This window comes from Kitasatospora sp. MAP12-44 (genome assembly GCF_029892095.1).
Taxonomy (GTDB): Bacteria; Actinomycetota; Actinomycetes; order Streptomycetales; family Streptomycetaceae; genus Kitasatospora.
Map to the genome: position 1 here is coordinate 3,638,955 of NZ_JARZAE010000004.1, position 26,852 is coordinate 3,665,806.

The following is a 26,852-nucleotide window of genomic DNA, read 5'->3' on the forward strand; positions in this document are numbered from 1 at the left end:
TCAGCTCCTGTCGGTTCGGGTCGAATGCTCGGGGCCGAGCAGCGCGGCCAGCCGGTCGGTGACCGCGGTCAGCCGCTCCGGTGGCAGCAGGCCGCGGCTCTGCGCCGCGGCGAAGTCGCCGAACGCCTCCGGGGTGCTGAACCGCGGCTGGTAGCCGAAGGTCTCGCGCAGCTGCGTGGTGTCCACCACCCGGCCGTGGGTGAGCAGGCCGATCTGCTCGGGCGAGAAGTCGGTGACCCGGGTCTGGCGGGCCAGCGCGGCGACCCAGCCGAGCGCGGGCAGCAGTATCGGCACGGTCGGGCGGCCGAGCCGGCGGGCGCACTGGGAGAGCAGCAGCACGCCCTCCCCCGCGACGTTGAAGGTGCCGGTGTTGGTGGTGCCGCGGACCGGGTCCAGGGCGGCCAGCCGGAGCACCTCGACGGCGTCGTCCTCGTGCACGAACTGAAGCCGGGGGTCGTAGCCGAGCGCGGTGGGCAGGACGGGCAGCGCGAAGTACTCGCTCAGCGGCGTGTCGGCCGCCGGGCCGACGATGTTGGCGAAGCGCAGCACGGCGACCGCGATGTCCGGGCGGCGCCGGCCGAAGCCGCGCACATAGCCCTCGACCTCGGCGGCGTCCTTGGCGAAGCCGCCGGAGGGCAGGTGCTTGGGCTGGGTCCGCTCGCCGAAGACCGCCGGGTCGCGCGGGGTGGAGCCGTACACGCCGGTGGTCGACTTCACCACCAGCCGGGTCAGCGTGGTCGACTGCTGGCAGGCACCGAGCAGTTGCATGGTGCCGATGACATTGATCTCCTTGACCGCCGCGCGGCCGGGGGCACCCGGGTTGGTGGCGCTGACGTTGAGGTGCACCACGGTGTCCACGGCGTGCTCCGCGAGGACCCGGGCGATCGCCGGGCGGCGCAGGTCGGCCGGCGCGAAAACGTACCGGGCGAGGGGGCCGTCCGGGTCATCCGGCGGCCCGGGGACGCGGCGCGCGGGCTCGACGTCCACTCCGACCACCAGCTCGACACCGGGCTGACGGCGGATCCGCTCGGCGAAGCGGGCCCCGAGATGGCGGGCCACTCCGGTGACGAGCACGACCTTGCCCACTGTGTGCCCTCCCTGTACCGGACCGTGTCTGCACCGTACCGCGTCAGGTGGCGGAAAATGACGCTGCCCGCCCCGGCCAAGGCCGAGACGGGCAGCAGCACAGCTGGAGCGAGGCTCAAGCAGTATTACTTCTTGTTGCGACGCTGCACGCGGGTCCGCTTCAGAAGCTTGCGGTGCTTCTTCTTGGCCATACGCTTGCGACGCTTCTTGATGACAGAGCCCACGGAACAACCCTCGCTCACTGAGACTCCCGCCCGTGAGAGACGGAGTCCATACGACTGACGGAGGGCCTAGCCTACCGTCCGCGCGCCCAGCCCTGTAATCGGGACCATCCGACCCCCGTCCTACGCGCTCTGGCGGCCGACGTAGGAGTCCTTCAGATAGTCGTGGACCGCCTGCTCGGGGACCCGGAAGGAGCGGCCGACCCGGATGGCCGGAAGCTCTCCACCGTGCACCAGGCGGTACACGGTCATCTTGGACACCCGCATGACCGAGGCGACTTCCGCCACGGTCAGAAAGTTGACCTCTTGCAAGGGGCGTTCGCCGGAACCCATGACCTCACCCGACCCTTTTATCCGTGTGCAAGGCACCGGCTTCCCCTCCGGTGACTCCACCGACACACGCGTATCCCCAGAGTAGTTGCGGGTGGTACCAGTGGGAAGAGGGGGGTGCCGAGTCCTTGTACGGTCAGAGATCCGCCTGTTGCAGTACGTAGTCACTCAGCGGTCTGTAGCAGTCGGCCTGCGCCCCGTCGTCCACCGGGACCACCACCGCCACCGTTCCCTCGGCCTCGCCGACGAACGGCGCGGGGTCGTTGGAGTCCGCCGGGCCGCCCGCCGCGATGCCCAGCCGGCCCGCCCCGCAGAGCCAGCCGTGGTCGCCCAGCACCAGGTCCGGCAGCGGATGGCCCTCCTCGGCCAGGGCCGCCAGGGCCAGCCGTACCGGCAGCGCCGAGTGGGTGTGCAGCAGGTCGGAGCCGGAGGCGAGTCTTCCACTGCGGGGGGATCCGTCAAGCGCCCTCAGGACGGCCACCGGGCCGACGTAGTCGAGGGCGCACAACCGCTCACCGCCGGGCGTGGGCGTGCGGAGGCGCGCGCCCCGGGCAGGCGTGCGAACGGCGCACCCCGCGGCGGCGAGCGCCCCTGCGAGCGCCCCGTGGAAGCCCGCCAACTGGGTGGGGTGGCCGGTCCCGGCGAGCACGCTGCCGCGGCGCCGGGCGGTGGCGCGCAGCAGCGCGGCCAGCCGGTCCAGGGCGGCCACCGTGCGCTCGGGGTCGATGGTGTCCGGGCCGTGGCCGTAGCCGAACTCGGGGCGCACCCCGCAGCGTTCGGCCATCAGCTCGAGGACCACCGATGGCCCCCAGCGGCCCTCCGGGTCCAGGCCCATCAGCGCCTCCGGGTCGCCCTGGCCGAACAGCCGGTAGCTGCGCAGGTTCTTCTGCCGGGGCGTCGGGATGTCCGGGCCGGCCAGCCGGCGGCGGGTCAGGTGCGCCAGCAGGTCGGCGCGGCTGACCGGGCGGGCGGCGCCGCGGCTGGTCACGGCAGCAGGCCGTGGTGCGGGAAGACCGCCCGCCGGACCGCCAGGATCGCCTGGTCGAGGCGGTCGCCCGGGTCGTAGCCGGACTCCGCGAAGTCGCGCCAGGACGGCTCGGCGCCGTCCGTCATCCGCTCCGGCGCCGGGCCCCCGGTCAGCCGGCGGACCTCGGCGCGCCACGCTTGGGGCGTCTCGGCCTGCGGATCCAGTGGTCTGCCGGCCGCCACGGCCACCAGGTGCGTCCAGGTCCGCGGGACCACCTCGGCCACCGCGTAGCCGCCCCCGCCGAGCGCCACCCAGCGGCCCTCGCAGTAGCGGTGGGCCAGCTCGTGCAGGCTCACCGCGACCTCGCGCTGCGCGTCCACGCTGACCGCGAGGTGGGCCAGTGGGTCGTGCAGATGGGTGTCCGCGCCGTGCTGGCTGACCAGGACCTGCGGGCGGAAGGCGGCCAGCAGCTCGGGCACCAGCGCGTGGAAGGCCCGCAGCCAGCCCGCGTCGCCCGTACCGGCCGGCAGCGGCAGGTTGGCGGCCGAGCCCGGCGCCCGCTCGCCGCCGCTCTCGGTGGGCCAACCGGTGCGCGGGAAGAGCGTGCCGGGGTGCTCGTGGAGGGAGATGGTGAGCACCCGCGGGTCGTCCCAGAAGGCGTGCTGCACGCCGTCGCCGTGGTGGACGTCGACGTCCACGTAGGCGACCCGCTCGGCGCCGAGTTCGAGCAGCCGGGCGATGGCGATCGCGGCGTCGTTGTAGACGCAGAAGCCGGAGGCCTCGCCTGGCATCGCGTGGTGCAGGCCGCCGGCGAAGTTGACGGCGTGCCGGGCCGGGCCGCGCCACACCGCCTCGGCGGCGCCCACCGACTGCCCGGCGATCAGCGCGGAGGCGGTGTGGATGGCCGGGAAGATCGGGTTGTCCTCGGTGCCGAGGCCGTGCCGGGCGTCGCGCTGCTCTGGGTGCAGGGCCGCCCGGTGGACGGCCTCGACGTACTCGGGGCGGTGCACCAGCTGGAGCGTGGAGTCGCCGGCCGGCGGCGCCGCGCGCAGCTGCACGCCGGGGGCGGAGGTCAGCCCGAAGGCCTCCACCAGCCGCATGGTGAGCGCGAGCCGGGTCGGGTCCATCGGGTGCCCCGGGCCGAAGTCGTAGGCGGTGACGGCCTCGTCCCAGAACAGGTGCAGGCCGCAGGGCTGGTCAGGCTCGGCTGGGGGCATGGTCCAACGGTAGTTGGTGGACCTGAGTCGGTGCGAAGTGCCCCGCGAGGGGGACCACCATCAGCACCAGCAGCATCGGCGCGATCAGCGCCCAGCGGTACGAACTGGCGCCCGCGATGGCGCCGACCAGCGGCGAACCGACCAGGAAGCCGACGTAGTTGAAGAGGTTGAGCCGGGCCACCGCGGCGTCCGAATCCTGCGGGAAGAGCCGCCCACCGGCCGCGAAGACCTGCGGGATGATCGCGCAGATGCCGATGCCGAGCACCGTGAACCCGGCGATCCCGGCCCACGCCGCCGGGGCCAGCGCAGCGACGGCGAAGCCGAGCGCGGCGACCCCGGCGCCGGTGCGGACCACCGCCACCGCGCCCCAGCGCTGCACGGTGCGGTCGCCGACGGTGCGGCCGAGCAGCAGCGCCACCATGTAGCCGGCGTACGCGAGGGCGGCCACCTGGTCGGAGCTGTGCAGCGTCTCGGTGAGGTACTTGGCGCTCCAGTTGGAGACCGTCGAGTCGGCGATGTAGGCGAAGGCCATCGCGGCGCAGAGCGGCAGCAGCGGCCGCCAGGGGATCGAGCGGGCGGCGGCCAGCGCGGCCTCCCGGACGGCGTCGCCCAGTTCGGCCGGACCGGCGAAGAACCGCCCGGCCACCAGCGCGGCCGGGATCAGCACGGCCGCGCTCGCCCCGAACAGGGTGAGCAGCGGCAGGTGCGCCCCGGCGCTGGCCAGCAGCGCGCCGATGATGCCGCCGAGGCTGAAGGCGGCGTGGAAGCCGAGCATGATGGAGCGTCCGTAGCGGTGCTGGAGGCCGACCCCGAGCATGTTCATGCTGGCGTCCAACGCGCCGACCAGCAGGCCGAAGGCGGACAGCGCCAGACCCAGCGCCCAGAGCCGGTCGCCGGCCCCGACGCCGACCAGGGTCAGGCAGACGGCCGGCTGCACGATCCGCAGCACGGTGCGCGGGCTGGTCCGCTTGACGATCTGCTCGGAGGTGATCGAGCCGACGCCGGCCAGGATCGGCACCGCGGCCAGGAAGATCGTCAGCGTCCCGTCGCTCAGCCCGTAGCGCCGCTGGATGCCCGGGATCCGGGTGACCAGCAGCGCGAAGGTGGTGCCCTGCAGCAGGAAGCTGACCAGCAGCGCGGTGCGGGCCTGCCGCAGCCGGGCCGTGACCTCGGTGGACATCCGGCACCTCGCTCACCACCGACGCAGTCCTACTGGCCGGTACGAAGATATTGGCGCGAGCGTAGGGGGTGGACCGACTTTTGGGGAGGGGTCCAACGCAACGATCGGGGGACACCGCCGAATGGCGGTGTCCCCCGATGTGCAGTTCTAGCCGCCCGCGAAGGAGCGGGTGCGTTCGTCCACCCGATCGATGGCATCCCTCATGCTGCTCCCGGAGTTGGGGCGCAGCTCGTGCTCGACAGCGGTCAGCCGCGTCTCGATCCCGCCGAGCCGGGCCATCACACCCTCGTGGGCCGGCGCCACGCCCGGGCGCCCGGTCGTGCCGTTCCAGTCGTCCACGAACTCGTCGACCCTGCGCATCGAACGGCGCAACCCCCTGGTCAGCCGCCAGAGCAGACCGGCGGCCGCCGCCAGGCCCGCCAGTGCGCCGCACCAGACGACCAGGGCGTCGACGGACTGCACGCCGGTGACGTGATCGCTCATCGAGGCGGCTCCTGAGCGGCCACCGACTCAGCGGCGGCGGCCGGCGCAGCAGCGGCGGGCTCAGCGACAGCGGGCGTAGCGGCGGCAGGCGCAGCGGCAGCGGCCGGCGCCGAAGGCGTGCGCAGCCAGCCGGGGAGCAGCTGCTGAACGGCGGGGAACGCCATCACCCGGGTCACGGCGGTCGCCACAGCGAGCGCCACGCCGAGGCCGGGCAAGGTTCTCGACACGGTGCCGCCGTCCACCAGCAGCGGCAGCGCCGCGAGCAGGCCGAGCAGGGTCTGAACGGCGGTACGGACAGTGCGGGTTGCGCTCTCCGACATGGTAAGGGCCTTTCGGTGAGGGGAAGCGAGGACATGGGGACATGGGTCGGGGCGCACCCGGCAGTGCCGGATGCGCCCCGCTGGTACCGCGTGTCAGGAGGTGACGGGTGCGGTCCAGGCCGCGTCCCACGTGACCGGGCCGACGATGCCGTCGACGCCGAGGCCCTTCTCCTGCTGGAACTGCCGGCAGATGGCGGCGGAGGCCGGTCCGTACCAGCCGTCCACCGCGATCGACCAGCCCCGGGCCGCCATCTGCCGCTGCCAGGTCTGCACGTTGTCGTCGTGCAGCATCGGCGACTTGACGGCCAGGTACTCCCCCGGCCAGCCCGGGTGCGGCGCGGGCGCCGGGCTCGGGGCGCTGCGCACGGGATCGCCGACCAGCTGCTGGGCGCGGGCGATGATCTGCGGACGCTGGGCGAGCACCGCGTTGCCCGGGCAGTCGTAGTGCCCGCCCCAGGCCGCGCCACCCATGCCGTGCCAGCCGAGCCCGGTCCCGTTCGGGTCGTCGGTGGGCTGCACCGGGATGCCGTACTGGCCGTGCAGCCAGGCCAGCAGCTGTGCGCAGTTCTCGATCTGACTGTCCGTCAGGCTGTCGCCGCCCAGCCCCTCGTTCTCGACGCTGACCCAACTCCGGTTGCCGGCCATCTCGGTCCAGGCCGCGTCGTCGGTGTCCACCAGCTGGCGCAGCCCGCCGGACTTGGGGTTGAGGAAGTGCGAGGAGGCCTGCGAGGACGGGTCCTTGAACCAGGACTCGGTACCGGCCTCGCTGCCGTCCTGGATGTGCAGGACCAGGCCGCGGTGCTCGGACATACCGCCCGGGTAGAGGTTGGGGGTGGGGCCGATCCATTCGGCGCCGGGCATACGTGCCATCGGTCAGTTCTCCTTCGGTACGGGTGGCAGCCCCCGGTGGGACGGGGGCTGCCCGAGGTGCGGGAGGTGCGCGGCTGTCAGGTGTGCACCCGCAGGACGCTCAACTGCGTCGCCGACGGGACGGTGGCCAGGGTGGCGCCGCTGTTCTGGTGGGCGTAGATCTCCAGGTAGTCGGTGGTGCCGTTGAAGTAGGCGACCGCCGAGACGGCGACGGTCGCGTTGTAGTAGGTGGTGGGGATGGCCGAGGCCGCCTGCTGGCCGAAGATGACGTTGCCGTTCTTCATCAGGTTGAGGCAGCGGCCGCCCGTGATGTTCGGAGCGTAGGAGATCTGCCCATTGACCTGGTAGTACCCCGAAACGGTAGGGGTGTAGCGCGTCGGGTTGGCCGCGTTGTAACCACTGCTGCCGTCGAACACCGGTGCGGGGAAGGTCATCGCGGTCGGCGTGAGGTTCGCGACGTTCTGCGCGACCGTCTGCTGGTAGAGCGCGAACGGCAGGTCCTGCATCAGGACCCAGGCAGAACCGGTGTAGTAGGTGAAGCCGTTGCCGACGTAGGCGATCATGCCGGCGATCGGCGAAGTGATCACCAGGTCGCGCGCCGTCGTGCTGGCGAAGCGCATGACGAGCCGCGAGTCCACCGCGCCGGCGAAGTTGGCGAAGGCGGTCGGGACGTCGGCCGGGTCCGTCTCCTGCGGGATCGGCAGGCCGTTCAGCGGGGTGGTGGTGCTCATGAGGTCGCTCCGGGGGCCGGCGTGGTGGTGGACGAGCTGCCGTCGGTCGGCGCCGCACCGGGCGGCTGCGGGAACACCGGGGCGACGGTGACCACGGTGACCGGGACGGGGCTCACTACGACGCCGCTGGTGTCGACCGCGTCGCCGGCCGAGAGCGGAGACGGGTCACGGGTCATCAGCAGCTGGGGCAGCTGCTGCGCGATCGCCTGGGCCAGCGAGGTCAGCTGGTCCGCGCTCAGGGTCACCGGGGTCGGGGTGGGCGTAGTGGTTGCCGGGGGTGTACTCATCTGCCACTCCTGGAAGGGAAGGTCGAACAGGGACGGATCAGTGGTTCAGCAGGTTCTGGTACTGACGTCCGGAACTCTTGATGTCAGCGAACGTCGGGTAGATCAGCGGCAGTTGGCTGAACTGCTGGAGGATCCAGGCATTCGGGTCCACCGCCGGGTCCGGGGTCAGCGCGGCGGGCGCGGCGCCGTTGTACTGGGTTCCGCGCAGCGTCAGGGTCTGTGTCACGGTGCCGTCGGTGTCGGCCACCACCGAGTTCCCGACCACCCAGACCGGGGTGGCCATGTAGGCGCCGGAGTAGTCCACCAGCTGGATCACGTCGCCGAGTTGGAGCCTGGGGTCGTACAGCACCTCGACGTTGCTGTACACCGGGATCGGGTACCGGCCGGCGTTCAGGAGCCAGGTCGACAGCTGCGCGGCCGCTCCCGCGTCCTGCAGCCAGTCGCTGGTGGACGCGGTGTAGCTCTGGACCCCGTAGATGCCCTGGCTGGTGGTGTCCAGGGCGACCACCTGGCGCTCGACCGGGTCGGCGCTGGGCTTCATCGTGACGATGGTGAGCGACGAGGTGGTCCCGGTCTTCGTGGTGGTGTACAGCGGGTTGGTCGAGTAGTTGCGCATGTAGAGCGTCAGCACGCCGTTCGACCGCTCGACGTCGACTTCCACCTGCCCCTTGATGGCCGGGCTGTTGGCCACGGTGGAGCTGGCGAACCGCACCACCGAGCCGTTGTACGTCTTCACGTCGTCCTCGACCAGCACCGGACCGACGTCGAACTCCGCGGCGTCCAGCAGGAACGGGACGCTGACCTGGGTGCTCGAGCCGCCCGGCGGGATCGTCCGCACCGAGGTGTCGGTCTGCGTCAGGCTGGGCGTGGCCGTGACCTGCGTCCAGTCCTGGTAGGGCACGATGCAGTAGTTCCGGCAGGCGTCGATCTCCTCGGAGACGGTGATCGACGAGATGTCCTGCGTGGTGGTCACGGTCCTGACCGGGGTCAGCTCGGCCGGGTTACCCGCGTCGAAGCGGTTGTGGTTGCGCCAGCGGAAGATGCCGTACGCGTCGAACTCGGCCGTACTGAGCGCCGCGTTGGCGATCTCGGTGATGACATCCCACTGGCTGCCGCTGACCTGGGGGATCGAGTAGAGCGGCAGGCTGACATCGTCCAGCCGGGCACCCCGGTTCCAGGTCTGCTCGAAGTTGGCCACCGGGAACTGCGCGCTGACACCCGCGGTGACCTGGACGCACTCGGTGACGAAGTCCGTCACCACCTCCACCTTGTAGAGCTCGCCCGCGAGTTGGATGCCGGTCCCGTCCAGCTCGCCGCCGCCACCGGTCAGGATGGTGCCGTCGGGCGCCCGCAGGATCGGGACGACCACCGGCGCGTTGCTGGTCCAGTTGTGGTTGGCGTCGTAGGTGCCGTTGACCGACCACTCGAAGTCCACCACGGCGCCCAGGTGCCAGTTGCCCTTCTCGGTCAGCAGCTGGGGGAAGGTCCAGGTCGTGCTGGTCCCGGTGGTCGTCCCGTCGATGCCCGACCAGGCGGTCACGATGCCGGTCGAGAAGTCGACCGTGACCTGCACCGCGCCGTACTGGGCGCCGGTACGGTCGACGACCGCCTTGAGGATGACCTGCTTGCCGTTCGGTGCGCCCACCAGGGTGTTGACGTAAGCCTCGAGCAGCAGGCCGCCGAAGGGCGCGGTGGCGCGCTCGCGCGGCATCCAGGACATCATCATCCCGGGCGCTGTCGGCACCACCCCGATCTCGAACGGCGCCGCCGCCCTGGTCCAGGTGTACTGCGAGGGCACCGGCACGTCCTCCGGGATGCCGTACACCGGCACGAAGCCGCCGTGCAGCGTCGCGTAGACCACCGTGTAGGGCGAGGTGAGGCCGCTGTACGCCGTGGAGCGAGGCTGCGGGCAGGTGAAGATGCCCGCCTGGCGCAGGAGTTCATCCACGCACCAGGTCGCGCTGGCGACCGGCCGCTGCCCGAAGAAGCCCGCGTACGGCCGTGGCAGCACCGCTGGACCGCGCAGCCGCTCCGCGCCGTCCAGCGCGACGATCTGCACCGCGTCGGTGCCGGAGTCCGCGCTGCGGCTGCGCACCGAGCCGCGGAAGAGCGGCAGTTGGGTGTTCGTGTTCAGACCCGTGCTGAACACCACGGACTGGCCGGGCCGCACCACGTCACCGGACGAGCGCGGCGCCCAGGGCGAGTACTGCACCGGCGCGGGGACGCCGTAGCTGCCGGACAGCTGAACCTGCAACTGGGCGGCGGAGCTGCCCGAGAACGCCCGCATGGCGTCCGGCAGATCGGTGTTGTAGGCCTGGTCGAGCTGCCAGCTCTGGATCTGCGGGGAGAGGTCCTGGCCGCCGAACCGGCCGACGTGCTCATAGGACCGCTCCCCCGAGGCCAGCGCCGCACTGAGGGCCGCATTACCCGACTGCACTGCCCACCTCCAGCAGCTCCAGGGAGACGTTGCGGTACGGCAGATGGGCGCCGAGCACATCGGTGTAGCCGACTATCGACACGCCCGGGCAGCCGTCGCCGGCCAGCGCGGGACTGGGGACGTCACCGTTGATCGTGAGGCAGGCCCCGGCCAGCGAGAAGGTGCCGATTTGACCCGTCTGAGCCACCGGGGTGACGAAGGCGGCGTTCGGCGGCACGGTCGCGGTCACCGGCCCTCCGATGGCGGTGAAGCCGGTGATGTAGGTGCCGTCCGCCCTCTTGAAGTCCACCTCGGCCTGGGTGGTGGAAGCCGGGAAGCCGGCCGGCGGGGAGAACGACACGGTCATGCCCGGCATCACCGGGATGCCGACCCACACCGGGTGGCGCCAGCCGATGGAGGTGGTGGTGGTCAGCGAGGTGAAGCCGAACGCGCCCGGCGTCGAGGTGGATTCGACGATCGAGCCGGCGGTCGCGGGATTGACGCCGGACGGGACGTTGATGAACCACTGGTTCGCGCCCAGGCTCCCCGGCCGGGCGGTGCCCGCGGCCTGCGAGGGCTCGAGCAGGTTGACCGCGACCGGATCGATCACCGCGATCGGACCCGGTCCGTCGACCCGGCGGGCCAACCGGTCGAGGAACGACGCGGTGGCCTGGTCCAGCGACTCCCAGGCGACCTTGGTCCGGCGCACCGGCTTCGGCGTGACCACCACGGTGGCCCGGCCGCCCAGCGAGGTGAACTGGGTGACCCCGAGGTCGGCGGTGCGGTCGAAGCTCTTCGCCGCCTGGACGATCTCCAGGAGCGAGCCCGGGCGGCCGATCCACAGATTGTGTGGCATGACCGTACTCCTTTCTGACGTTACGTCAGTTGATTGGGTCGATTGCAGGCCGATCGGTCGACCGGGCCGGTCGACCGGCCGGGCGAGCCGGCCGATCGACGGATCAGGGTGATCGCCGGATCAGCGCCGGACGAGCTGGCGCTGACCGACCATCACGGAACGGGCGATCGTCTGCGAGTCGACCTGGACCTGCACCGGGCGCACGGCGAGCGCCTCCAGCGCCGCGGCGAGCCGCTGCAGGGTCTGATTCGTGCCGCCGCCGGAGCTGAGCATCGCGCCCAGCCGGTCCAGCGGGATGACGGCCTCGTGCTGGCCGCCCTCGCCGATCAGCGCGAGCGTGCCGCCGGCGCTCGGCGCGACGATGCCGCCGTTGGCGAGCATCGGGATCTTCGGAATGTTGACGCCGAAACCCTTGCCGCCGATTCCCGGGATCCAGGACGGAATGCTGATGTGGATGCCGTCGATCGCGCCGATCGCCATGTTGACCAGGCCGATCACCGCGTTGAGCGGCGCCTTCACCGCACCCAGCACGGCGTTGAACGCGGACTGCGCGATCCCCGCGAGGCCGTTCCAGGCGCTGCTCAGCCCGTCCTTGACCGCGTTGAAGACGGTGGAAGTGGCGCTCTTGATCATGTTGAGCGGCCCCGAGATCGCCCCCCAGATCCCGTTCCACACCCCGGTGACGATCGAGAGGACGACATGCAGGACGGTCTCGATGACCGCCTTGTACGCATTGAAGTAGAGCGAGATCGCGGTCGAGATCCACTTCACCACGGTCTCGATGGCGGACTTGATGCCATCCCAGACCTTGGCGATGATGTCGCCGGCCGACTTCATGATCGGGCCGATCGCCTTCATCACGGTGTCGATGACATCGTGGATGACCTTGAAGGCCTCGGACATGATCTTCTGCATGGTCTTCGACTGCATGGCCATGTCGATGATCTTCTGGATCAACGGCGCCAGCAGCATCAGCAGCAGACCGATGAGGTTGGCCTTCATGGCCCCATTGAGGCCCTTCATGCCCTCTTCACCGAGACCGAGGCCCTGCTTGAACTTGCCCATCAGCCCACCGGCAGTGGCCCCGGCCTTGCCGTTCTCCTCGACCGCCAACGCGGACTTCTCCGCGCTCCCCTGGAGATGATTGAGCGATTTGCTGGCTTCCTCGGTCTTGGTCTTGATCCCACTGACCGCGGTACCGGCGGACGAGGCGGCGGTCTTGAGCTTGTCGGTTCCAGTGGCCGCCTCGGAGGCGGCGGTCTTGAACTTGTCGGTTCCAGTGGCTGCCCCGGAGACCGCGGTCTTGAGCTTGTCGGTTCCGGTGGCCGCCTCGGAGATAGCGGTCTTGAACTTGGCGAGACTGGAGGAGGCAGACCCGAGGGCGCTGCTCAGGCTACTCATGTGCGTGTCCCATCATGGTTTGCCGATGGCGGTAGCAAGATCGTCGACCGTCGTTTTCATGCTGTCGAGGTGCGTCTTGATATCCTTGACGTACTTCTCCGTGTTACTCATTGCCTCCTCTGCCTTCTTGGCCGCATCGGCAGCGTTATTGGCGGAGGTTTGAGCCTTTGTTTCGTACCCCTGCACCTTTTGTCTGGCCGTCTCCAGTTCCTTGATCTTGTCCCTCAAATAGCCCTTGGTGACCTTCTCATCGACCCCGAGCGCGTCGAGCTGCGCCTTTTCTTCGGCGACGTCTTTATCCAGCGTCGCCTTCTGCGCCTTGATATCCGCAAGCTTCTTCCGGAGCGGCGTCAGCTCGTTGTCTATCCTCTTGGACAACTTGGCCGCCTCGGTATCGAACTTGCCGCCGGCCTTCACCAGCGCCTTGTCGGCAGCGGCGCTATCGATCCCCTCCTTCGTCCCGGCCTTGTGCTGCTCAGTCCCCTTGATCTTCGAAAGAAGCTTCTCGATGCCGTCACTCCAGGGCCACTTGAACACTTCGTGACCCATGAAGGAGAGGCCGTGGGGATTGGCATTCATCATGTCGGGATTGATGCTCAGGAGCTGCGACTGGTAGTAGACAGCCTGATTACTGACCGAACTGTCATGGGGGAATGCTTTACTGATTCCTTGTGCCCACGAATTCGGACTGAGACCATGATTAGTGAGCCACTGGCCCACCATGTTCTTGAACTCTTTGAAGTCGTCTGGGGTCGGGTCTTTTGGCTTGCTATCGTCAGATCCCACGAAATCCTCCAATGATCTCGTTTCTTCGCCTACCGCCCCAAGTCCCGACAGCCTTTGCTCGGAATAGCGGATGCCGGCGAATCGCGGCGCGTCGAAGTGCCCCGCGGCTCCCGGTCAGCTTTCGGATGGCGGTGAGCTGTAAAGCTGTCTCAGGCGAAGAACCCGGCCAGTTCGATGGCGGTGGGCCCCGGAGCGATCTCGGCCGGCGACTCCGCCGCGGCGTCCTCCAGGGTGTCCTCCGACGCGTGTTCGCCGTCGATCCCCGGGCGGGCCACCGGCTCCGGGGGGTCCAGCGGGTCGGCGTCCTCGTCGCGGTTGATGGTGGCGAACATCCAGTTGGCGACCGCCAAGTGGTCGACCACGTGGGCCAGCAGATAGTCCGTCACGGACCAGTCCACGGCCTCGCCCAGGAGTTCGCGGTTGAGGGCGCTGTCGCGTGGGAGGTGCCTGATCAGCACCGCGAGCCGGCGGGAGGAGAGCCGGCCGCGGTGCCAGTCGAGCAGGTCCACGCCGTAGTGCTTGAGCAGGTCGGCTTCGAGGGCCTCAGCGTGTTCATCAACGAACTCGCCGAGGCTCAGCCTTCCCCCAGGCCGAGCCCGGTCTCCTTGCCGTACGCCTCCAGGATGGCGGCGACGTCCGGCATGGTGAGCTCGTGCTCGCTGAGGCGCTCGAACTGCTGCTCGCCGAGCAGCAGCTTCAGCAGGCCGTCGACGTCGTTGTCGTCGAGGTTGGTGAGCTTGCGCGCGACCTTGCGGGTCAGCTCGGTGGGGAGCTCGAAGACGTCGCCGTCGAGCTCGAAGGTCCAGGTGCGGCCGAGCGCCTCCAGGCGCTGGGCGCGGGCCGCGTTGACATCGAAGCGGGCCATGCGGGGCTCCTTACGGAAGAGAAGGGAGTGAAAGGGGAGGGCCCGGGGGCTGGAGAGCCCCCGGGCCCGGGTCAAGCTGCCGCCGGCGGCGGGGTGTTAGTCGCCCAGCCCCTTGTCACCCATCAGGAAGGTGGCAAGCGGGTTGGCGTCGTTGGTCGCCAGCGCGGTGTAGGTGACACCGAGCGAGATGGCGGCGGTGCGGGTCAGGGTCATGTCCTCGGTGTCGGTGACCTGGCCGCGCGGGATGACGATGCGGTAGGTGATGGCCGCACCATCGGTGAACTCGATGCCGAGGGCCTTCTCGTTCGCCCCCGGGATCGTGGGCAGGTTGTACTGGTAGATGCCGGTCGGCACGGGCGGGGTGGCCGTGCTCATGCCCTGGATCAGCGGGTCGCCGCCCAGGAAGAACGGCAGGGTCTCGCCGTTGATCTGGATCATCTGGAAGTGGACCTTGAGGTCGCGCTCCGCGAAGATCAGACGCGCGGCACTGGCGGACTGCCAGCTGTGGACCGGGTCGATCTTGTCCTTCTTGGTCAGCTTGACGCCGGCCGTGGAGGTGTAGCCGAGGTCCAGCCAGTTCGCGCCCCACGCGGTGACGGTGTCGGCGGGGGCGGCGGTGCCGACCGGCGCGATGAGGATGCGACCGCTGCCTGCGACGCGGATTTCGCCGGCGTTGGGACCAGCCATGGTGACTCCTTGGGTACTAGCGCGATGCCGCTCCCGGGTCCGGGAACGACGAAGGCCCCGCCGGTGTGGACGGGGCCCGATCAGGGGGTGAGCGCGCGAAGGGCGCTCACGGGGAGCCTCGGGTCAGCGAGGCTCGGGGGGAAGGAAGACTGGGTGGCTCAGGTGGCTCAGGCGGGCTTGATGGTGAGCCGCACCGTGTTGCGGTACCGGTTGCCGGTCGGGTTGTTGTAGTCGGGCAGCCAGCGCGGGCCGTCCGTCTCGACTACGTCCATGATCGTCGCGGTGCCGTACGTGGTGCCGCGCAGCAGCATCACCGCGGCCCTGGCCAGCAGCATCAGCGCCTGGGCGCTGGGCTTGTCCGGCCCGTAGACCTCCAGGTCGACCTGCGGGAGGTCGAGATGCTGGTCGTCGATCCAGCAACCGCCGGTGCGCGAGACCAGGACGAGAGCCTGGGTGCCGTTGAACCCGGTCGGTACGACGTTGTTGACCGTCGCCGGGGCCAGCTCCGGGCGGTTCTTCAGGAAGTCGACGATGACCCGTTCGGCGTCCGGGAAGGCGACAGGGGTGGGAGTGGTCATGGAGTGCTGCTCCTTTCTCTCTGATCTCTCTGACGGGAATCAGGAGCCTGGCTGCGTTGGGCGGCTCGAACCTCGGTGGGGTGACCGGAGCCTCGGTGCGATGCGAGGGAGGGAGGCCGTACACCCGCCGGGCCGAGCCGCCCAACGCGAAGCGGCGGATCCGCGCCCCCTGGTGTGGGGCACAGCTCCGCCGCTGCACTTATCGTGGCCGAGTGCGCGCGCGATCGCAACTTATTCGGGAAAGATCTTCGATCGAGACGCAGCCCATCCAGGCCCGGACAGCACGATGCCCCGCCGCACAGGAGCTGCGGCGGGGCATCGGGGTCGAGCAGGAGCAGTAGAGCGGTAGGGCGGTAGAGCGTCAGGAGCGTTCGTGGCGGCGGCGGGTGGCCCGCTCGGCGGCGAAGACGTCCTCCAGGCGGAAGAGCAGGGCCTTCCCCCGGCGGCCGGCGGCGGCCAGGTGGCCCAGCTGGACCCACTTGCGGATGGTGGCCGGGGCCACCTCCACCTCGGCGGCGGCCATCACGCCGGTGACCAGGGCCGTACCGGCGGGCAGAGCAGTGAGGACGCTGTTCATCGGGCCACCTCGACGGTCTCGCAGCTGCCGGCCGGCTCGGCCTCGGCGTCGTCGACCAGGGCCGCCAGCGCCTCCTCGTCCACCCCGGCGTCCAGGGCGAGTTGCCCCCACGAGGTCTCCTGCCAGGAGTGCCGGTGCCCGGGGCTGGTGGTGCATCCGCAGTCCGCCTCCGTGCAGCGGCAGCCCGGGTTGACGCACAGCACCGCCCGCCAGGCCGGGAAGGCCCGCAGCGACACCGAGTCGCACCACGGGCAGCGACCGCGCACCCTGACCAGCGACTCCGCCTCACCCAGCGCACCGGCGCAGCGGCGCGCCATCCGCCGTACCTCGTCCAGCACATGGGCCGCCAGCACCGGCTGCTCGGCCACCTTGCCCAGCAGCGACGCCAGTCGGCCGAGCCGGGTCGGCACGTCGGCCCGCCGGGGGCGGCCCATCCGCAGCTTCTCCCAGACCGCCTCCTCCAACTCCACCACCCCGTCGGTGATATCGCGCACCGCGTCGGAGATGTGCAGGTTCACCGGCGCCGCTCCCCCGCCGGCCGCCGTGAGTCCGTGCTGCTCGTTCCAGAGCGCCGCCGCGCGATCAGCCCGGTCCCGGGCGGCCAGGGCGGCGAGCGCGGCCGGCGCGGGGGCCGGTCCCGATCGGATCCGCGCGCCGGGCCGACCCGGCACCAACTCCTCCAGCAGCTCAGGGAACTGGCGGTCCAGGATGTCCAGCCAGAGGGCCGCGCGAGCGGCGTGGCGACCGGCGAAGTCGGACGATTCGGTCATGGGGATCGGTCCTCCGTGAGTGTGGTGCGCTGAGCTACAAAGCGACGAGCGACGAGCGACGAACGGGTGGCACCGCGCCGACCGGAGTCAGTCGGCCTTCTTCTTGGTCTTCTGGACGACCACCCGGCCGTTGCGCCAGAGCCGGCCCCCGCAGACGCCGTCGAACCAGGAGTGGCCGGGGTCGACGGCGTCCAGGCACTCCCGCCGCACGGGACAGCGGGCGCAGCGGCCGAGCGCCGGGGCGGCCTGCGCGGCGCGGGTGGCGAAGACCGTACGGGCCGGCAGGTCGGCGCAGGCCGCGGCGAGCCGCCAGTCGAGCAGGTCGTCATCCGGGGCGGTGGGAGAAGCGGGCATGGCGAGGAAGCTCCAGGATCCGGAGAGGCAGCGAGGCTGAAAGGGGGGCGCGAGGGCACGGCGAGGCAGCAAGGCACGGCTTGGTGAGGCACGGCAAAGCACGGCAAGGCACGGCAAGGGCGCAGCTGAAGGAAGTCCGCCAGGATGTTGCGGGCTCGCACCCATCTTGATTCGTTGCGCCTGCGCACGCAAGCGCCTTTTTGCCGGAGCTCGCCGGGACTCGTGTGACGGATGGGTGCAACGCGCCGCAAAGTCTCGCGTTCTCAATCAAAACGTCACCGTTGCGCGCGCGAAAGCGCACATTACGCTCGCGCGCGAGCGGTAACCTGGTTACGCGATGCGCGAAAGGGTGGAGGGAGGCAGACCACTGATGATGCCCACAGGCACTGACATCGACCGGTTCGCAGCATGGGTAGAAGAGCTCATGCGCACTCGCGGTTATGACATCGACAGTCCCCGGGGCGGCGGGAAGTCCAAGCTCGCCGAAGACGCCGGGGTGCACAGGGCGGCCGTGACCCGGCTGCTCCAGCGTCAGAGCATGCCCGATCTGGACACTATGCGCGGGCTCGCCCGCGCCTTGGACATCCCAATCCGCGAGATCCTCATCCGGTCGGGCAAGCTGACCGAGGAAGATCTCCCACAAGTCGTCGGTTACCCTGCGGTGGGGGTAATCTCCGGCACGTCCGACAGCGGCTACGTCGTTGCGCGGATGACTCTGGAGCAGGTAGCCGAGGCACTGGGCATCCCTGACGACCGACGTGAGATGTTCATCAAGGTCGCCCAGCAATTCACACCGGAGACGACGGGCACCGAGCAGGGCACGGACCGCGACAGCGTGGCGGGAGGTACAACCACACGGCGGCTCGCAGCGGGCTGAGGCCGGATGGGCGAGAGGCGTTCAGCGCGTGGCGGGGCAGAACGACCAGGCAGGCGGGGCGAAGCCGCCGCATGCAGCAGGTGACGAGTCCGATCTCGACCTGCTCGCACTGCTCGGACAGTCAGCCCCCGGGGGAGCCACGGGACGCCAGCAGTTGGAACCGGCCGCTGTCAGCAGAATCCTGGCGGCGCTGGTCGAGCAGAACCTCCCAGCGGGGATCGTCGTGATCACTCAGGACGAGCTGGACCGCACCCGCGAGCGCGCGTACGCCGACGGCTGGCAGGACGCCCTGCGCTACGCCTGGCAGCGCCAGCAGCCCGCCGGAACGACCGGCCCGGGCAGCGAGTTCGGCAGGACCGGGCAGCACAACGACAGCCGCGCGGCGGAGCCCACCACAGCAATCGTGCCGCCCGCACCGCGCGAGCCCACCTCCCCCCGCACCGGCACCGAAGCGACCGTGCTGGCCTTCCCGCCGCGAATACCACTGGTCCGGGCCGCCGACACCGCACGCCAGCAGGAACTGATGCCGCATCGACCGCGGCGCCGCCGCCGCACGCCGCCCAAGCCCGCTCCCGACCAGCCGGGCAACTGAGGCCGACCGGGCTGAGCAGCACCCTCGCTGAGCAACAACCGGTCCGAGCAACACCCGGTCTGAGCAGCCGAGCTAAGGCCTAGCCGCGCCCCAGCAGCTCCGGCACCTCGTCCAGCGAACCGATCAGCCCGGTCGCACCGGCCCCGATCAGCCTGGCCGGATCGGTGAGCGCCGCGTACCCGTAGACGTCCATGCCCGCCGCACGGGCGGCCAGCACCCCGTTGCGGCTGTCCTCGATCACCAGGCAGCGCCCGGGCTCGACGCCCAACGTCCGTGCGGCGTGCAGGAAGAGGTCGGGCGCGGGCTTGCCGACGCCGACGTCCTGGGCGCTGAAGATCCGCGGCTCCGGGTGGTAGGCGCGCAGGCCGGTCAGGTCCAGCGCGGTGCGGATCCAGGAGTGGTGGGCCGAGGAGGCCAGGCAGTACGGCAGGCCGCGCCGGCCCAGCTCCTTGAGCAGCCGGTCGGCGCCGGCCACCGGCGTCAGCTCGGCGCCGAAGGCCGCGAACACCCGAGCGTGGAAGGCCTCGTCGAAGCCCGCCGGCAGGGTCGCGCCGTACCGCTCGCCGATCACGTCGTGCACGGTGTGCGCCGCGCAGCCCATGTAGTCGCGGTAGGAGTCCGCCTGGGTGGTCGGGTAGCCGAGCTCGGTCAGGTACTCGGCCAGCACCCGGTTGGAGATCGGCTCGCTGTCCACCAGCACGCCGTCATTGTCGAAGATCACCAGGTCATAGCGCACCGCCCGGCTCACTTCCCGCCCGATGCGAGCTCCTGGGAGCGGTTGCGGGCCGCCTCCAGCGCGCCGAGCAGGGCGGCCCTGACACCGTGGTTCTCCAGCTCGCGGATGGCCGAGATGGTGGTGCCGGCCGGCGAGGTGACCGCCTCGCGCAGCTTGACCGGGTGCTCGCCGGAGTCGCGCAGCATCACCGAGGCGCCGACCGCGGACTGCACGATCAGGTCGTGCGCCACCTGCCGGGGCAGCCCGAGCAGGATGCCCGCGTCGGTCATCGCCTCAACCAGGTAGTAGAAGTACGCCGGGCCGGAGCCGGACAGCGCGGTGGCCGCGTCCTGCTGCGCCTCGGGCAGCCGCAGCGCCTTGCCGACGGCCCGGAAGATCTCCTCGGTCCGCACCAGGTGCTCCTCGCGGGCGTACGAGCCGCCGGAGATCACGCTCATGCCCTCGTCGACCAGGACGGGCGTGTTGGGCATCACCCGCACCACAGGGGTGCCGGCCGGCAGCCGGGCCTCGAACCAGCGGGTCGGGATGCCGGCGGCGGCCGAGATCACCAGCCGGTCGGCGGTCATGTGCGGGCCCAGCTCCTCGATCAGGGTGCCCATGTCCTGCGGCTTGACGGCCAGGATCAGGGTGTCGGCGAGCTTGGCCGCCTCCCGGTTGGAGGTGACGCCCACGCCGTACCTGGCGGCCAGTTCGGCGGCCCGCTCGGGGCGGCGCGCGGTGACCAGGACGTCCGCCGGGTCCTTGCCCGCCCTCAGCAGCCCGGACAGCAGGGCTTCACCGATCTTGCCGGTGCCGAGGAAGGCGATCCGCTGGGGGTGGGCAGCGCTGCTGGTCATGGCGTGGCTCCTTGATCACCGCGACGGTACTGGGGCCATCCTCGCACTCGGCGCCGACCCGGGCGGGTGGGCGTCCAACGAGCGGACGCCCGTCCAGTACGGGTCCGGTGCGGGTCCCGTAGGGGAAAACTCGGGGGTTGCCCCTATGGCTTCGGGGGCTGCCGAGGAGCACCGTGGAGGTATGGGACACGGAGATTTGTCGCGGAGTGAGAACCGGCAGCTGGCCGTCGCGTCGACGACCCTCGGGTCGTGGCGGGCCGGCGCGGCAGTCGGTGCTGTGGTGGGCGCTGCGGCGCTCGGGGTCGACGTCCTGACGGGCAAGTGGTCGACGAGCATCCTGGCCGGGCCGGCCGGGCTGGCGCTGTTCTTCTTCTTCCTGGTCGGCACGGTGGGCGGGCAGCTGCGCCGGGACACCGGCGACCGCCGGCTGCGCCGCTGGGCGGACGCGCATCCGTGGCAGGCGGTGCTCCCGGCGGCCGGCGCGCTGCTGGTGCTGAACACCCTGGCGCTGACCCTGCTCGGGAGCTGGGGCGTGTTCGGCGCGTTCTTCACCTCGCTGCTGCCGGCCGGGGTGCTGCTGCTGATAGCCGGCGTGGTCGGCTCGGTCAAGGCCGCCCGGAAGTAGCCGCGGACGCCGGCTCGGACGCACGCGGCAGCCGACAGAGCCCGGCGCGTTCCGGGCAAGTGCGGCGGTCCCAGGCCACCGGGACGTTCAGTACGAGCGCGGTGGCGGGCCAGCTCCAGACGGTCAAGAAGTTCCTGGTCGCGGCCAACCTGGACCCGACCGCCCTGGCCGGTGGGACGCCGCAGGCCGCACTCGACCTGATGGCCCGTGAGGAGCGCGATGCGGCCATGCAGGCACTTTCGCATCCCAGCGCGGATCACGATCCGACGAGCTGGTTCAGTCGCTTCAACCCTGACACCGCAGTTCTGGCCAGCCAGGAGGTCAAGGTGCAGGGGCGGGTCACCTTCGAGGGCGACGGTGACAACGGACTGCTGGTGCACACCGACTACACCTTCGTCTACGCCCTGGTCCCGGGCCCCCATGTGTACCGGCCCGCTGCCCAGCCCTCCCCGCAAGGCGGTGGCGGCGCCACCAGTGCGCCGACCGACGGCGGGGCCCAGTCCGCGGCCTGGCTGCAGCTCAGTGGCAGCACCCCGGTCACCCGTGAGATCGTCCGCCGCCAGCAGGACTTCCGCTTCTTCGACCACACCCGCTACAGCAACGACCCGACGAAGATCACCTTCGGCAAGGGGCAGAGCGACACGGCCAACAACTACTGCGTAGCAGGCGACGGCTGGCTGGAGCCCGAGTTCCCGCAGACCGTGGTCGGCAACGACGACCCGGGCCCCTCGAGCGGGCCGACCAGCGATCCCTACGACCGCAGCAAGCCGCTCCCCGACGACGGAAAGTGCGGCACCGCCAGCCGCACCTGATTCACCCCTTGCGCCGCTTGCCCGGCCGCCCCGCGCGGCCGGCCGAGCGGCGCTCGTACCGCTCGGTGGCGCGCTGGTAGTCGGCCCGCCGGGCCGCCTCGCCGGGCGCCTCGGTCAGGCTGCGGGCGAAGTACGCCGCCGCCGCGCCGACGCAGCCGATCAGCCAGACCGCGCCGAGCGACTTCTCCTCGGCCATCCAGCCCGTCAGCGCGTCCCGGCCCTCGGCGAGCTGCTTCCAGTTGCGCAGCGCGGCCAGGCACGAGCAGACCGCGATCGCCCCGATCAGCAGCCCGTCGACCAGACCGCCGGCCTTGGAGATCTGCACCCCGTCCACGGCGAAGCGCAGCACCAGGGCGCCGGCCACCACCGTGGCCAGCGCCCCGATCGGCACGAGCACGCGCCGCAGCCAGTAACCCCGCCCCCGGTCCACCCAGCTGGTGCCGAAGAAGCGGATGGGCTCGGGCACGGGGGCAGCGGCGGGGGAAGCGGCGGGGGCGGTGCGATCGTCGGTCACACCGCCGATTATCCCAGCCGGCTATCCGAGCTTGCTGACGTCGCGCACCGCGCCCTTGTCGGCGGAGGTGGCCATCGCCGCGTAGGCCTTCAGCGCCTGGCTGACCTCCCGCTCACGGTTCTTCGGCCGGTAGCCGCCCTCGGCCTCCAGCTTCAGCCGCCGCTCGTGCAGCTCCTCGAAGGAGACCTCCAGCTCGACCTTGCGCGCCGGGATGTCGATCGAGATGATGTCGCCGTCCTCGACCAGCGCGATGGTGCCGCCGGCCGCCGCCTCCGGCGAGGCGTGGCCGATCGAGAGGCCCGAGGTGCCGCCGGAGAAGCGCCCGTCCGTGATCAGTGCGCAGGCCTTGCCCAGGCCGCGGCCCTTGAGGAACGAGGTCGGGTAGAGCATCTCCTGCATGCCGGGCCCGCCCCTGGGCCCCTCGTAGCGGATCACCACCACGTCGCCCTCCTTGACCCGCTTGGTCAGGATGGCGTCGACGGCGTCCTCCTGGGACTCCAGCACCACGGCCGGGCCGCTGAACGTCCAGATCGACTCGTCGACACCGGCCGTCTTGACGATGCAGCCGTCCTCGGCGAGGTTGCCGTACAGCACGGCCAGCCCGCCCTCGGTGGAGTAGGCGTGCTGGACGCTGCGGATGCAGCCGCCCGCGGCGTCGGTGTCCAGCGTCTCCCAGCGCTCGGACTGCGAGAACGCGGTGGCCGAGCGGACGCAGCCGGGCGCGGCGTGGAACATCTCGACGGCGGTCGCGGACGGCGAGCCGCCGCGGATGTCCCAGTTCTTCAGCCACTCCTCGATCGAGCCGGAGTGCACGGTGTGCACGTCCTCGTTCAGCAGCCCGCCGCGGTACAGCTCGCCGAGGATGGCCGGGATGCCGCCGGCCCGGTGCACGTCCTCCATGTAGTACTTGCCGTTGGGCGCGACCTTGGACAGGCAGGGGACCTTGCGCGAGATGGCGTCGATGGCCCGCATGTCGAAGTCCAGCTCGGCCTCCTGCGCGGCGGCCAGCAGGTGCAGGATCGTGTTGGTCGAGCCGCCCATCGCGATGTCCAGCGCCATGGCGTTCTCGAACGCGGCGCGGGAGGCGATGTTGCGCGGCAGAACGGAGTAGTCGTCCTGGTGGTAGTGCCGCTTGGTGATCTCGACGATCGTCCGGCCGGCGTCCTCGTACAGCGCCTTGCGGGCGGTGTGGGTGGCAAGCACCGAGCCGTTGCCGGGCAGCGCCAGGCCGATCGCCTCGGCCAGGCAGTTCATCGAGTTGGCGGTGAACATGCCCGAGCACGACCCGCAGGTCGGGCAGGCGTTCTCCTCGATGATCGCGATGTCCTCGTCCGAGACGTTCTCGTTGACGGCGTCCGAGATCGCGTTGATCAGGTCGAGCTTGCGGACCGTGCCGTCGACCAGGACGGCCTGGCCGGCCTCCATCGGGCCGCCGGAGACGAAGACCACCGGGATGTTGAGGCGCAACGCGGCCATCAGCATGCCGGGGGTGATCTTGTCGCAGTTGGAGATGCAGATCAGCGCGTCCGCGCAGTGCGCGTTGACCATGTACTCGACCGAGTCGGCGATCAGGTCGCGCGAGGGCAGCGAGTAGAGCATGCCGGCGTGGCCCATCGCGATGCCGTCGTCGACCGCGATGGTGTTGAACTCGCGCGCGATGCCACCCGCCGCCTGGATCGCCTCGGAGACGATCCGGCCGACCGGCTGCAGGTGGGTGTGGCCCGGGACGAACTCGGTGAAGGAGTTGGCGACCGCGATGATCGGCTTGCCGAAGTCCTCGCGCGCTACACCGGCCGCCCGAAGGAGCGCCCGGGCGCCTGCCATGTTGCGACCGTGGGTGACCGTACGGGACTTCAGCTCGGGCACAGCTCTCTCCTGCTCCTGCGGGGTAGGTAACTGTCGAGCCTACGCCCCGGATCCACCCGCCGGACCCCGCGTCCGCATGGCGGTCAGCCGCGCTTGACGGCGACCGTCAGATCCAGGTCGTACGGCTCGGTCACCCAGCCGTCCGGGAAGTCCGCGAGCAGCGCCTGCCGCTCGGCGGCCAGCACCGGCTCGCGGCGCTCGGCGTCCAGCACCGCGAAGTACGACTTGGAGCGCAGGTCGGTGATCACGTCGTCCACGGTGATCCGGCGCTCCCAGCGCAGCAGGCTGGTGGCCACGTCCAGCGGGTGGCGGCTGAGCGGCTCGGCGACGACGTTCATCGCACCGTAGTAGTGGTACGACGGCAACGCGGCTGCCAGCCGCCGCTCCTGGGCGCCCAGCCAGCCCACGCTGCGGTCCTTGACGTTCCAGAACAGCGCCAGCGCGCCGCCCGGGCGCAGCACCCGGATCGCCTCGGGGATCGAGCGCTCCGGGTCGGTCCAGTGGAAGGCCTGGGCGTAGCTGACCAGGTCGACCGTGGCGTCGTGGAACGGCAGGTCGTTGCCGTCGCCCTTGACCAGCGGGATCTCGGGGCTGACCGCGTGCAGCTGCGCCGCCATCCCGGCGCTCGGCTCGACGGCGGTGACCCTGGCGCCGCGGGCGTGCAGCAGGCGGGTGGCGATGCCGGTGCCGGCGCCGACGTCCAGCACGTCCGCGCCGTGCAGCGGGCGGCCGGTGAGGCGCTCGATCTCGTCGAGCAGCTCCTGCGGATAGGACGGACGGGCCCGGTCGTACTCGGCGGCGACGGCACCGAAACTCTCCGCGTGCGCCCGCAACTGGCGATCCGTCACGCTGATCGCCATGTCGCCCGTCGCGATGTCCGCCACTGTCTGCCTCCCCGGCTTGTCGTCCTGCCGTCAGCGTACGCGCGAGGCGGTGGCCAGATGGAGCCGGGTGAATGCCAGCGCCTCGGCCAGGTCCGCCTCCCGCTCGGCGGGCGAGCCGGAGCGGCGGGTGTTGACCTCCAGCACCACATGGCCGTCGAAGCCGGTCCGGGCGAGGCGCTCCAGCAGCTCGGCGCAGGGCTGGTTGCCGCGGCCGGGGATCAGGTGCTCGTCCTTGCCCGACCCGGAGCCGTCGGCCAGGTGCACATGGGCCAGCCGGTCGCCCATCCGGTCGGCCATCTCGAAGGCGTCGATCCGCGAGGTGGAGACATGCGAGAGGTCGATGGTGAAGTGCCGGTACTCCTCGTCGGTGACGTCCCAACCGGGGGCGTAGGCGAGCATCTCGCGGTCCTTGTAGCGCCACGGGTACATGTTCTCGACGGCGAACCGGACGGCCGTCTCGCCCGCCATCCGGTTGATCCCCCGGACGAACTCCCGGGCGTACTGGCGCTGCCAGCGGAACGGCGGGTGGACCACCACGGTGTCCGCGCCGAGCTTCTCGGCGGCCGCCCGGGCCCGCACCAGCTTGGTCCACGGGTCGGTGGTCCAGACCCGCTGGGTGATCAGCAGGCACGGCGCGTGCACCGCCAGGATCGGCAGCTGGTGCTTGTCGGAGAGCACCCGCAGGGCGTCCAGGTCCTGGCTGACCGGGTCGTTCCAGACCATCACCTCGACGCCGTCGTAGCCGAGCTTGGCCGCCAGCTCAAAGGCGATCGAGGTGCTCTCGGGGTAGACCGAGGCGGTCGAGAGCGCGACCTTGGTGTCCGGGACGTGCAGCGCGGGGTGGCGGGGCAGCACCAGCCGGTCGGTGGTGCGCAGCAGCGGGGCGGGGCGGTCGGCGGCTGCCTTGCGGGTGCGCCGGCGCAGCGGCCGGGGCGGCTTGGGGGGCTTGCCCGCACCCGCACCAGCCATCCGCGCCGCGCGGCGCGGGCCGCGGGCGCTCGCGTCGTCGTCCGGCTGCTCGGCTCCCGGTCCGCCTGCTCGCACCACGGGAGACAGCGTATGCGGACGGCGCCCCCGACGGAGGAAGCGGTCAGCTGTTCTGCGCCGCCAGGGTGTCAAGACGGCGCAGGATGATGCCCTCCCGCAAGGCCCACGGACAGATGTCCAGCGCGTCCAGGCCGAACAGGTCCATCGCCGCGTCGGCCACCAGGGCGCCGGCCAGCAGCTGCTTGGCCCGGCCCTCGGAGACGCCGGGGATCCTGGCCCGCTCGGTGACCGTCATGGTGGACAGCCGCGGCAGCCAGGCGGAGAGTCCGGCACGGGTGAGCCGTCTGGGCACCAGCGGACCGGCCTCGGCCGCGGCCGCGCCGGTCATCCGGGCGAGCTGCTTGAAGGTCTTGGAGGTGGCCACCGCGTGGTCCGGCGGCCCGAGCCGGGCGATCTCGCCGACCACGCCCGCGATCTCGGCCCGGATGTGCCGGCGCAGGTCGCGCAGCCGCTCGGGGTCGGCCACCTCGTCGGGCAGCCAGCCCGCCGTCAGCCGGCCGGCGCCCAGCGGCAGCGAGAAGGCAGCGGCGGGCTGCTCGTCCAGGCCGCAGGCGATCTCCAGCGATCCGCCGCCGATGTCCAGGTCGAGCAGCCGCCCGGAGGACCAGCCGAACCAGCGCCGCACCGCGAGGAAGGTCAGCCGGGCCTCCTCCGCGCCGGACAGCACCTGCAGCTCGATGCCGGTCTCGTCCTGCACGCGCTTGAGCACGGCCTCGCCGTTGGCCGCCTCGCGCACCGCCGAGGTGGCGAACGGCAGCAGGTCCACCACGCCCTTGTCCTCGGCCACCCGGATCGAGGACTCCACCATGGCGACCAGCCGCTCGACCCCCGCCTCGCTGATCGCCCCCTGCTCGTCGAGCAGCTCCGCGAGCCGCAGCTCCGCCTTGTGCGAGTACGCGGGCAGCGGGGCAGCACCGGGGTGGGCGTCCACCACGAGGAAGTGGACGGTGTTGGAACCTACGTCGAGCACACCGAGTCGCATAATTCACCACGCTACGGCACCCGACCTGAGGAAATCCCGTCTGTTCGATTGCCCGTCGGACAGCAGCGGAGGACGATGTTCAGCGAACAGCGCGTCCAT

Annotated in this window: 32 protein-coding genes and 1 pseudogene; 4 read left to right on the forward strand and 29 right to left on the reverse strand. The window is 70.9% G+C overall.

The features are described 5' to 3' along the window. From P3T34_RS16895 to P3T34_RS17000, 22 genes and pseudogenes are all read right to left on the reverse strand, one after another. Nucleotides 1-1,086 carry an NAD-dependent epimerase/dehydratase family protein gene (locus P3T34_RS16895; RefSeq protein ID WP_280666852.1) on the reverse strand — a complete coding sequence of 362 codons (1,086 nt, stop codon included), beginning with the start codon at nt 1,084-1,086 and terminating at the stop codon, nt 1-3. Between the two features lie 125 nt (nt 1,087-1,211). Continuing rightward, a complete protein-coding gene (locus tag P3T34_RS16900; RefSeq protein WP_003948845.1) occupies nt 1,212-1,310 on the reverse strand; it encodes an AURKAIP1/COX24 domain-containing protein in 99 nt (32 codons plus the stop codon). A 120-nt stretch (nt 1,311-1,430) separates the two neighbouring features. Further along, nucleotides 1,431-1,640, reverse strand: coding sequence for a helix-turn-helix domain-containing protein (locus P3T34_RS16905; protein WP_035802745.1), 210 nt, complete (start codon nt 1,638-1,640; stop codon nt 1,431-1,433). A 133-nt stretch (nt 1,641-1,773) separates the two neighbouring features. Then, complete coding sequence (locus P3T34_RS16910) at nt 1,774-2,625, reverse strand: phosphatase (RefSeq protein ID WP_280666853.1); 852 nt, start codon at nt 2,623-2,625, stop codon at nt 1,774-1,776. Beyond that, nucleotides 2,622-3,821, reverse strand: coding sequence for an acetoin utilization protein AcuC (locus P3T34_RS16915; RefSeq protein ID WP_280666854.1), 1,200 nt, complete (start codon nt 3,819-3,821; stop codon nt 2,622-2,624). Before P3T34_RS16915 ends, P3T34_RS16910 begins: the two co-directional genes overlap by 4 nt. Then, the gene (locus P3T34_RS16920; RefSeq protein ID WP_280666855.1) at nt 3,802-5,001 is read right to left on the reverse strand and encodes an MFS transporter; all 1,200 of its coding nucleotides are present in this window, start codon (nt 4,999-5,001) and stop codon (nt 3,802-3,804) included. The genes P3T34_RS16915 and P3T34_RS16920 overlap by 20 nt, the downstream gene beginning before the upstream one ends. A 147-nt stretch (nt 5,002-5,148) precedes the next feature. Next, nucleotides 5,149-5,484: a hypothetical protein gene (locus tag P3T34_RS16925; protein ID WP_280666856.1), complete on the reverse strand. Its 336-nt coding sequence runs from the start codon at nt 5,482-5,484 to the stop codon at nt 5,149-5,151. 116 nt (nt 5,485-5,600) lie between these two features. Then, nucleotides 5,601-5,804, reverse strand: a pseudogene (locus P3T34_RS16930) (hypothetical protein); the annotation flags it as partial. 93 nt (nt 5,805-5,897) lie between these two features. Beyond that, the gene (locus tag P3T34_RS16935) at nt 5,898-6,674 is read right to left on the reverse strand and encodes an N-acetylmuramoyl-L-alanine amidase (RefSeq protein WP_280666857.1); all 777 of its coding nucleotides are present in this window, start codon (nt 6,672-6,674) and stop codon (nt 5,898-5,900) included. 77 nt (nt 6,675-6,751) lie between these two features. After that, nucleotides 6,752-7,405, reverse strand: a complete 654-nt coding sequence (locus P3T34_RS16940; protein WP_280666858.1) for a hypothetical protein — start codon at nt 7,403-7,405, stop codon at nt 6,752-6,754. Next, nucleotides 7,402-7,692, reverse strand: a complete 291-nt coding sequence (locus P3T34_RS16945; protein WP_280666859.1) for a hypothetical protein — start codon at nt 7,690-7,692, stop codon at nt 7,402-7,404. Before P3T34_RS16945 ends, P3T34_RS16940 begins: the two co-directional genes overlap by 4 nt. A 37-nt stretch (nt 7,693-7,729) precedes the next feature. Further along, nucleotides 7,730-10,129 carry a hypothetical protein gene (locus P3T34_RS16950; protein WP_280666860.1) on the reverse strand — a complete coding sequence of 800 codons (2,400 nt, stop codon included), beginning with the start codon at nt 10,127-10,129 and terminating at the stop codon, nt 7,730-7,732. Further along, a complete protein-coding gene (locus P3T34_RS16955) occupies nt 10,116-10,964 on the reverse strand; it encodes a hypothetical protein (protein ID WP_280666861.1) in 849 nt (282 codons plus the stop codon). Before P3T34_RS16955 ends, P3T34_RS16950 begins: the two co-directional genes overlap by 14 nt. Nucleotides 10,965-11,084: 120 nt before the next feature. Continuing rightward, entirely contained in the window at nt 11,085-12,365 is a 1,281-nt protein-coding gene (locus P3T34_RS16960; RefSeq protein ID WP_280666862.1) for a phage tail protein, read from the reverse strand. Nucleotides 12,366-12,377: 12 nt separating this feature from the next. Continuing rightward, complete coding sequence (locus tag P3T34_RS16965; protein ID WP_280666863.1) at nt 12,378-13,151, reverse strand: hypothetical protein; 774 nt, start codon at nt 13,149-13,151, stop codon at nt 12,378-12,380. 149 nt (nt 13,152-13,300) lie between these two features. Continuing rightward, on the reverse strand, nt 13,301-13,660 hold the full coding sequence (locus P3T34_RS16970) for a hypothetical protein (RefSeq protein ID WP_280666864.1): 360 nt from the start codon (nt 13,658-13,660) through the stop codon (nt 13,301-13,303). A 65-nt stretch (nt 13,661-13,725) separates the two neighbouring features. Beyond that, on the reverse strand, nt 13,726-14,016 hold the full coding sequence (locus tag P3T34_RS16975; RefSeq protein WP_280666865.1) for a hypothetical protein: 291 nt from the start codon (nt 14,014-14,016) through the stop codon (nt 13,726-13,728). Between the two features lie 96 nt (nt 14,017-14,112). Next, nucleotides 14,113-14,703, reverse strand: coding sequence for a phage tail protein (locus P3T34_RS16980; protein ID WP_280666866.1), 591 nt, complete (start codon nt 14,701-14,703; stop codon nt 14,113-14,115). A 167-nt stretch (nt 14,704-14,870) separates the two neighbouring features. Beyond that, nucleotides 14,871-15,281, reverse strand: a complete 411-nt coding sequence (locus P3T34_RS16985; protein ID WP_280666867.1) for a hypothetical protein — start codon at nt 15,279-15,281, stop codon at nt 14,871-14,873. Between the two features lie 361 nt (nt 15,282-15,642). Next, nucleotides 15,643-15,858 carry a hypothetical protein gene (locus tag P3T34_RS16990; protein ID WP_280666868.1) on the reverse strand — a complete coding sequence of 72 codons (216 nt, stop codon included), beginning with the start codon at nt 15,856-15,858 and terminating at the stop codon, nt 15,643-15,645. Then, nucleotides 15,855-16,628, reverse strand: coding sequence for a hypothetical protein (locus P3T34_RS16995; protein ID WP_280666869.1), 774 nt, complete (start codon nt 16,626-16,628; stop codon nt 15,855-15,857). Before P3T34_RS16995 ends, P3T34_RS16990 begins: the two co-directional genes overlap by 4 nt. 87 nt (nt 16,629-16,715) lie before the next feature. Further along, nucleotides 16,716-16,982, reverse strand: a complete 267-nt coding sequence (locus tag P3T34_RS17000; protein ID WP_280666870.1) for a WhiB family transcriptional regulator — start codon at nt 16,980-16,982, stop codon at nt 16,716-16,718. 373 nt (nt 16,983-17,355) lie between these two features. On the opposite strand from P3T34_RS17000, the gene P3T34_RS17005 reads away from it, so the two are divergent. Beyond that, a complete protein-coding gene (locus tag P3T34_RS17005; RefSeq protein WP_280672168.1) occupies nt 17,356-17,859 on the forward strand; it encodes a helix-turn-helix transcriptional regulator in 504 nt (167 codons plus the stop codon). Between the two features lie 28 nt (nt 17,860-17,887). Next, the gene (locus P3T34_RS17010) at nt 17,888-18,451 is read left to right on the forward strand and encodes a hypothetical protein (RefSeq protein WP_280666871.1); all 564 of its coding nucleotides are present in this window, start codon (nt 17,888-17,890) and stop codon (nt 18,449-18,451) included. Between the two features lie 79 nt (nt 18,452-18,530). On the opposite strand, the gene P3T34_RS17015 is transcribed toward P3T34_RS17010, so the two are convergent. Beyond that, nucleotides 18,531-19,187, reverse strand: coding sequence for an HAD family hydrolase (locus P3T34_RS17015; RefSeq protein WP_280666872.1), 657 nt, complete (start codon nt 19,185-19,187; stop codon nt 18,531-18,533). Between the two features lie 8 nt (nt 19,188-19,195). Next, nucleotides 19,196-20,023, reverse strand: coding sequence for a pyrroline-5-carboxylate reductase (proC, locus tag P3T34_RS17020; RefSeq protein WP_280666873.1), 828 nt, complete (start codon nt 20,021-20,023; stop codon nt 19,196-19,198). Between the two features lie 196 nt (nt 20,024-20,219). Between proC and P3T34_RS17025 the strand changes: the two genes are divergently transcribed. After that, a complete protein-coding gene (locus P3T34_RS17025; RefSeq protein ID WP_280666874.1) occupies nt 20,220-20,648 on the forward strand; it encodes a hypothetical protein in 429 nt (142 codons plus the stop codon). Between the two features lie 101 nt (nt 20,649-20,749). After that, nucleotides 20,750-21,460, forward strand: a complete 711-nt coding sequence (locus P3T34_RS17030; RefSeq protein WP_280666875.1) for a hypothetical protein — start codon at nt 20,750-20,752, stop codon at nt 21,458-21,460. 1 nt (nt 21,461) lies between these two features. Here the strand turns inward: P3T34_RS17030 and P3T34_RS17035 are convergent, their stop codons facing one another. The 5 genes from P3T34_RS17035 to P3T34_RS17055 form a co-directional block, all read right to left on the reverse strand. Next, nucleotides 21,462-21,974: a hypothetical protein gene (locus P3T34_RS17035; protein ID WP_280666876.1), complete on the reverse strand. Its 513-nt coding sequence runs from the start codon at nt 21,972-21,974 to the stop codon at nt 21,462-21,464. A 21-nt stretch (nt 21,975-21,995) separates the two neighbouring features. After that, complete coding sequence (gene ilvD / locus P3T34_RS17040) at nt 21,996-23,840, reverse strand: dihydroxy-acid dehydratase (RefSeq protein WP_280666877.1); 1,845 nt, start codon at nt 23,838-23,840, stop codon at nt 21,996-21,998. 83 nt (nt 23,841-23,923) lie between these two features. Continuing rightward, nucleotides 23,924-24,724 carry a class I SAM-dependent methyltransferase gene (locus P3T34_RS17045; protein WP_280666878.1) on the reverse strand — a complete coding sequence of 267 codons (801 nt, stop codon included), beginning with the start codon at nt 24,722-24,724 and terminating at the stop codon, nt 23,924-23,926. Between the two features lie 30 nt (nt 24,725-24,754). Then, a complete protein-coding gene (locus tag P3T34_RS17050; protein WP_280672169.1) occupies nt 24,755-25,558 on the reverse strand; it encodes a sugar phosphate isomerase/epimerase in 804 nt (267 codons plus the stop codon). 256 nt (nt 25,559-25,814) lie between these two features. Next, nucleotides 25,815-26,753, reverse strand: a complete 939-nt coding sequence (locus P3T34_RS17055) for a Ppx/GppA phosphatase family protein (protein WP_280666879.1) — start codon at nt 26,751-26,753, stop codon at nt 25,815-25,817. Nucleotides 26,754-26,852 lie beyond the last annotated feature (99 nt).